The sequence below is a fragment of the Bacillus sp. EB106-04-02-XG92 genome (assembly GCF_058791995.1).
In genome coordinates this window covers 1-5,117 of sequence record NZ_JBYTEA010000030.1, presented here as the reverse complement: position 1 = coordinate 5,117, position 5,117 = coordinate 1, and the positions used below count along the sequence as shown (strand labels likewise).

Here is a 5,117-nt window from a genome sequence, read left to right as displayed (position 1 = left end):
CCGAACACGGAAGTTAAGCTCTCTAGCGCCGATGGTAGTTGGGACCTTGTCCCTGTGAGAGTAGGACGTCGCCAAGCGACTAAAAACACAAGTCTTTTGACTTGTGTTTTTTTCGTGTTTAATAAAGCATAAACATTTTATACACAGAAAGATGATATATGCGGAAAGGATATAGTTTATCCCGCTATTTGCCGGGCAGTAAGACCCCCACCTCAAAATTCAGCGGAAGCGAAGAAGTTAGGTGGAGGATCAACTGCCCGTAAAAGCCCGATTGGTGAGGCTGATTAAAGTTTCACTTTATTATATACACATTCGGTCTCTCTATTAATATGGCGTTGTCCAAGGGATGTTTAATTTTTGAGCTGTGTCGTACGGTAATTTGGAGTATTAATGGTGATTATTCCTGTCATGTCAGAAGTAAGTCATACTAGTAGTGAAATAGATAAAAAAACCGATATTCTAACTTGAATATCGGTTTAATAATTTGTGACTTATATGAACTTAGAGCAATACGAAAAGCGTAAATAAAATAGCTAGTAAAATACGATAGTATGCAAAAGGTTTTAAACCTATCTTCTCTAAAAGCTTCAGAAAAGTTACTACCGCTAGCATTGCTACTATAAAAGAGGTAATGAATCCTACGACAAACATAGGAATATCATTTACACTTAAATACTTCCAGCTTTTTAATAAGTCTAAGCCTGTAGCGCCAACCATTACAGGAAGAGCAATTAGAAAAGAGAACTCAGATGCAGTTTTATAATTTACTTTTGCTAATAGCCCCCCAGAAATAGTAGAGCCAGCTCTAGAAAAACCAGGATATACGGCTAAGCATTGGAATAATCCAATTGTTAATGCTTGACGGTATGTTAAATCATCCAGTGAATAGGCGGTTGCCTCTTTCTTTTTTACTTCTGCAAAGATCATCAGAATGGCCCCTGCCACAAGTCCAATTACGACAGTGTAGGGCTGAAATAAGTAAGTTTTAATAACATCGTGTAGTAATAAACCAGCAACTACTGCTGGAAATACGCCAAGAAATACATGGAATACGTTAAATTTTTTCTCTTTCCTCAGAAGAGGTTTAATATTACATAAAGAAACGAGGCGTTTATGATATAAAATTGCAATAGCTAAAATTGCCCCTAGCTGTATAACAATTTCAAACGTTTTCGCTCTTTCTCCTTCAAAGCCTAATAAATGCCCGACTAATATAAGGTGGCCAGTAGAGGAGATAGGTAAAAATTCAGCTAGCCCCTCTACGATACCAAGTATGAAGGCAATAATGATATCGCTCATAGTTTCACTCCTATAAATTAATGGATATCTACTCTTTTAAAATAGAATAGTGTTGCAATAAATCCGAAGATCGTCGTTGCTGCAATGATGATATAAGAATACTCTGGTGGATACGTGGGTTGTAATTCATTATTTGCGATATCTAAAGTAGCGGTCCACGGAAATAAATCTTTATGTTTGGAGTTTACGAGCATAAGATTAGTCATTGTAATAATGACTGTTAATATAATAGGCGGTACATAGCTCTTCATTACAAGAGTTAATAGTACTATAGGTGAAGACAATAGAAAGAGAAGTACAGCACAAATTGAAAATTTTAGAAAAGAACCTAAAATTAAATCGGTGTTAACACCAGGGAAGCCCCCCAATATCCCTAATATTAAAGTGAGTGTCCAAGCGACTAAAGTTAGCATCACGATCCAAAGAAAAAGAATGATGAACTTACTTATAATAAAGCTAATACGCGACACGGGGATAGTTAATAAATTCTTTAGTGTATCTTCTGTATATTCACGGGTAAACATATAAGCAATTACTACTCCATATAAGGGAAAGCCTATTACTAAAGTAGTATATAAGTTAACCTCAGTAAATAATTGATGAAACCAAATTGTTGGAGTTGGCTGTTTGGTTTTTATATGTATATAAGAAGCCACTACAACTAAGAGAGGTGCGACACCAGCACCAATAATGCTAATTAAAAACATATTAGAGCGTTTTAGTTTTAATAGTTCTGTATAGAGTAGATTAACCAATCGTTCCACCCCCGACTAGTTTAGTGAAATAATCTTCTAATCTATCTTCGCTCATCATCATTTTTAATACTTCAATATCATTTAGAACGAACGTTCTGTTTATGTGCCCTTGTTGTCCGAAATGAGAATAAATCCGAATATTCCCCTCATCATGAACTTCGTAATCAAAAATTTGAAAATGATTTTCTAATAGCATCGCAGCCTTATTGTCATTATTCACCTGAAATTCTATGTACTTACGGTTTGTTTTACGTAGTGTATCAAGAGAAACTTCTTCTAGTAACCTTCCTTCATGAATAATTCCCATACGATCAACTAATTGCTCTACTTCAGCTAATATGTGACTGGAAATAAGTATCGTTATATTTCTTTCCTGTGCTAAAGATTTAATAAGTTTTCGCATTTCTTTAATACCAATAGGGTCCAGCCCATTAGTTGGTTCATCTAGTATGAGTAATTCGGGATAATGGAGAAGGGCACGTGCAATCCCTAGACGCTGCTTCATTCCTAAAGAATACTTTCCAACTAATTTTTTTGTTTCGTGCTGCAATCCTACTATCTCTAATGCTTCTTCAATAGCATTCTTTTTATGAATTCCAATTATCTTTGCATTAACTAATAAGTTTTCTTTTGCAGTTAAGTTTTCATAAAACCCTGGAACCTCAACGATAGAACCAATTCTTCTTAAAATATCTTTTTGGTTTTGAAATAAATTCTCTCCGAATATTTCAATATTTCCACTTGTAGGCTTTATAAGGCTGAGTAACATACGAATGGTTGTAGTTTTTCCTGCACCGTTACGTCCTATGAATCCGTAAATTTCTCCTTGTTGAACGTTAATATTTAGATTATCTACCGATTTTTGTGTGCCGTATGATTTAGTAAGGTTAGTCGTTTTTATAATTGTATTTATAGGGGGCACCTACTTTCTATAAGTTCTTAATTACATGATAAAAGGGAAGGTTTAACTGCATATTAATCATTTCTTAACTGTTTCTTAAAAGCATTGTGTTTTGGAATGGAAAAGCCAAAAGTAGTTCGTTCCCATGGAATACTTTCAACCCATATATGTCCATGCTGCTTTTCAACTAGTGCTTTTACAATGGCAAGTCCTAGGCCGCTACCGCCATAGGAGGAATTTCTTGATTGTTCGCTTCGGTACATTCGCTCAAATACGTTTTGTAAGTCATGTTTTGAAATACCCGGGCCTTTGTCCCAAATAAGAAGTTCATAGTCTGTATCGGTTTCTAGTAGTTCAATTCCTAATGTTTTCCCATCTTTTCCGTAATAAATAGCATTTTTTATTAAATTATTCATAATTCGCATAAGGCTAAGGTGGTCTGCGACGATAGGGCAAGTAGATTCTGGAATTAGAACTTGTAGTTCAATATTATGTTTTGAGAGTTCAGGTAAAAATTCAATTAAAATTTCTCTAGTAACTTCAGAAAAGTCTAGTTGTTCTTCTTTTAGTGGAAATTCATTGGCGTCTAGCTTTGCCATATTGAATATGTCATCAACTAGGTGTTTTAAATTATTTGATTTTATATAAAGTACTTTAAGATATTCTTGCTTTTCTATTTCAGAAGCAGCAACCCCATCTTTTAAAGCATCGATATAGCCAATAATGGAGGTGAGTGGTGTTCGAATGTCGTGCGAGATACTAGACAAAAGTTGTTTTCTAGATTCCTGAGACCTTTTTGCTTCAATCCGAACCTTTTCTAATTCAGCTATTAGTTCATTTATTGAAAAAACGATATTATGTAATGAGCGATCATTGCTTGTAAATAATCTCGTTTGTAAATTACCTTTTAGTACACGGCTTAATTTAGTATCTATTGATTTGCGATGCTGAATGAATTGTATTCTTGAAAAGAAAAGATACATTGTAATTAAGATAAGTGTAATAAATAAAGACATTTTTATGCTTGGAACCATTTGTATATTTAAAAGCCCACAAATGATAAGTTGTAATGAAATAAGGAATAGCGTTTTATCAGTCTTCAAGCTTTTCACCTACAAACTTATAACCAATGCCCCATACAGTTTGAATAAATTTTGGATTGGAAGGATCGTTTTCTATTTTCTTTCTAAGTTTTCGAATATGTACCATAACGGTATTATCATCTTCTATATAATTATCGTCCCATACATTTCGGAAGAGTTGAGTTTTAGTAAATACTTGTCCTGGGTTTGAGGTAAAGAATTTTAATAGTTCTAGTTCTTTTCCGGTTAAGCTAATTTCCTCTTTATTTGTATGAACTGTATATGTATTTAAATTTATAGTTAGTCCTTTAAAAGTTAAAGTTGTTTTCTCTTGTACATTAATGTTACTTCCAAGAACTAAAAAACGTCGCATAAGAGCTTTTACTCGTGCAACCACCTCGTGAATGCTGAAAGGTTTTGTAATGTAATCATCCGCACCAATGCTTAGACCCAAAATTTTATCAACTTCGTGATCTTTAGCAGTCAGCATTAATATAGGTACGTTAGTTTTATCTCTAAGCTTTCTGCATACTTCGATACCATCTACTTTCGGCATCATAAGGTCTAATATAACGAGGTTATAGTTGTTTTGATTAAATAACTGTAAGGCCTCATCTCCATTAATTGCAGTATCTACCATATATAATTCTCGCTCTAAATATATTTTCAATAAATTTCGGATTTCTTGATCATCGTCTGCTATAAGGATACGTATATCTTTCATATCTTCACCTGCTTCTAATAGATTTTCATTGATAGTACAACAACACTCTAATTATATACTAGTATTTGTTAAAATAAGGTTGCTAGTTTTATCGGTGGAAAAGGTCTGCACGTATTAAATTTAGAGTTCAAAATGACTCGAATATGTTTTGGAAGAATAAATTAAAGAGAAGCAGAAGATGGTTTCCGGTAATGAATCTTTGTAAGGCTGTATATAGCTAAGAGAGCATAAAAATATTAACTTGAATATATTTATAAAAAGGTATTGACGATTAGTATATAGAGGTGTAATATAGAACAAGTCGCCGATGCAATAACGCAGAACGTGGCAAACGAAATGAAAAACTTAGTTGACAT

General features: G+C 33.8%; 5 protein-coding genes and 1 rRNA gene. 1 reads left to right on the top strand and 5 read right to left on the bottom strand.

Going from position 1 to position 5,117, the window contains the following annotated elements:
- Nucleotides 1-77, top strand: a 5S ribosomal RNA gene (gene rrf / locus AC3WVA_RS29195); the annotation flags it as partial.
- Nucleotides 78-501: 424 nt separating this feature from the next.
- Here rrf and uppP read toward each other — a convergent pair.
- Genes uppP through AC3WVA_RS29170 form a run of 5 tightly spaced genes read right to left on the bottom strand, consistent with a single transcriptional unit; the run spans nt 502 to nt 4,761 of the window.
- The gene (gene uppP, locus AC3WVA_RS29190) at nt 502-1,299 is read right to left on the bottom strand and encodes an undecaprenyl-diphosphate phosphatase UppP (RefSeq protein ID WP_048526411.1); all 798 of its coding nucleotides are present in this window, start codon (nt 1,297-1,299) and stop codon (nt 502-504) included.
- Nucleotides 1,300-1,316: 17 nt separating this feature from the next.
- Nucleotides 1,317-2,054 (bottom strand): ABC transporter permease, encoded by a 738-nt coding sequence (locus AC3WVA_RS29185; RefSeq protein ID WP_492322424.1) that lies wholly within the window; start codon nt 2,052-2,054, stop codon nt 1,317-1,319.
- Nucleotides 2,047-2,976: an ABC transporter ATP-binding protein gene (locus AC3WVA_RS29180; protein ID WP_098347622.1), complete on the bottom strand. Its 930-nt coding sequence runs from the start codon at nt 2,974-2,976 to the stop codon at nt 2,047-2,049. The genes AC3WVA_RS29185 and AC3WVA_RS29180 overlap by 8 nt, the downstream gene beginning before the upstream one ends.
- A gap of 53 nt (nt 2,977-3,029) precedes the next feature.
- Nucleotides 3,030-4,058 carry a sensor histidine kinase gene (locus AC3WVA_RS29175; protein WP_142342088.1) on the bottom strand — a complete coding sequence of 343 codons (1,029 nt, stop codon included), beginning with the start codon at nt 4,056-4,058 and terminating at the stop codon, nt 3,030-3,032.
- The gene (locus AC3WVA_RS29170; protein WP_088316488.1) at nt 4,048-4,761 is read right to left on the bottom strand and encodes a response regulator transcription factor; all 714 of its coding nucleotides are present in this window, start codon (nt 4,759-4,761) and stop codon (nt 4,048-4,050) included. Before AC3WVA_RS29170 ends, AC3WVA_RS29175 begins: the two co-directional genes overlap by 11 nt.
- Nucleotides 4,762-5,117: the final 356 nt, after the last annotated feature.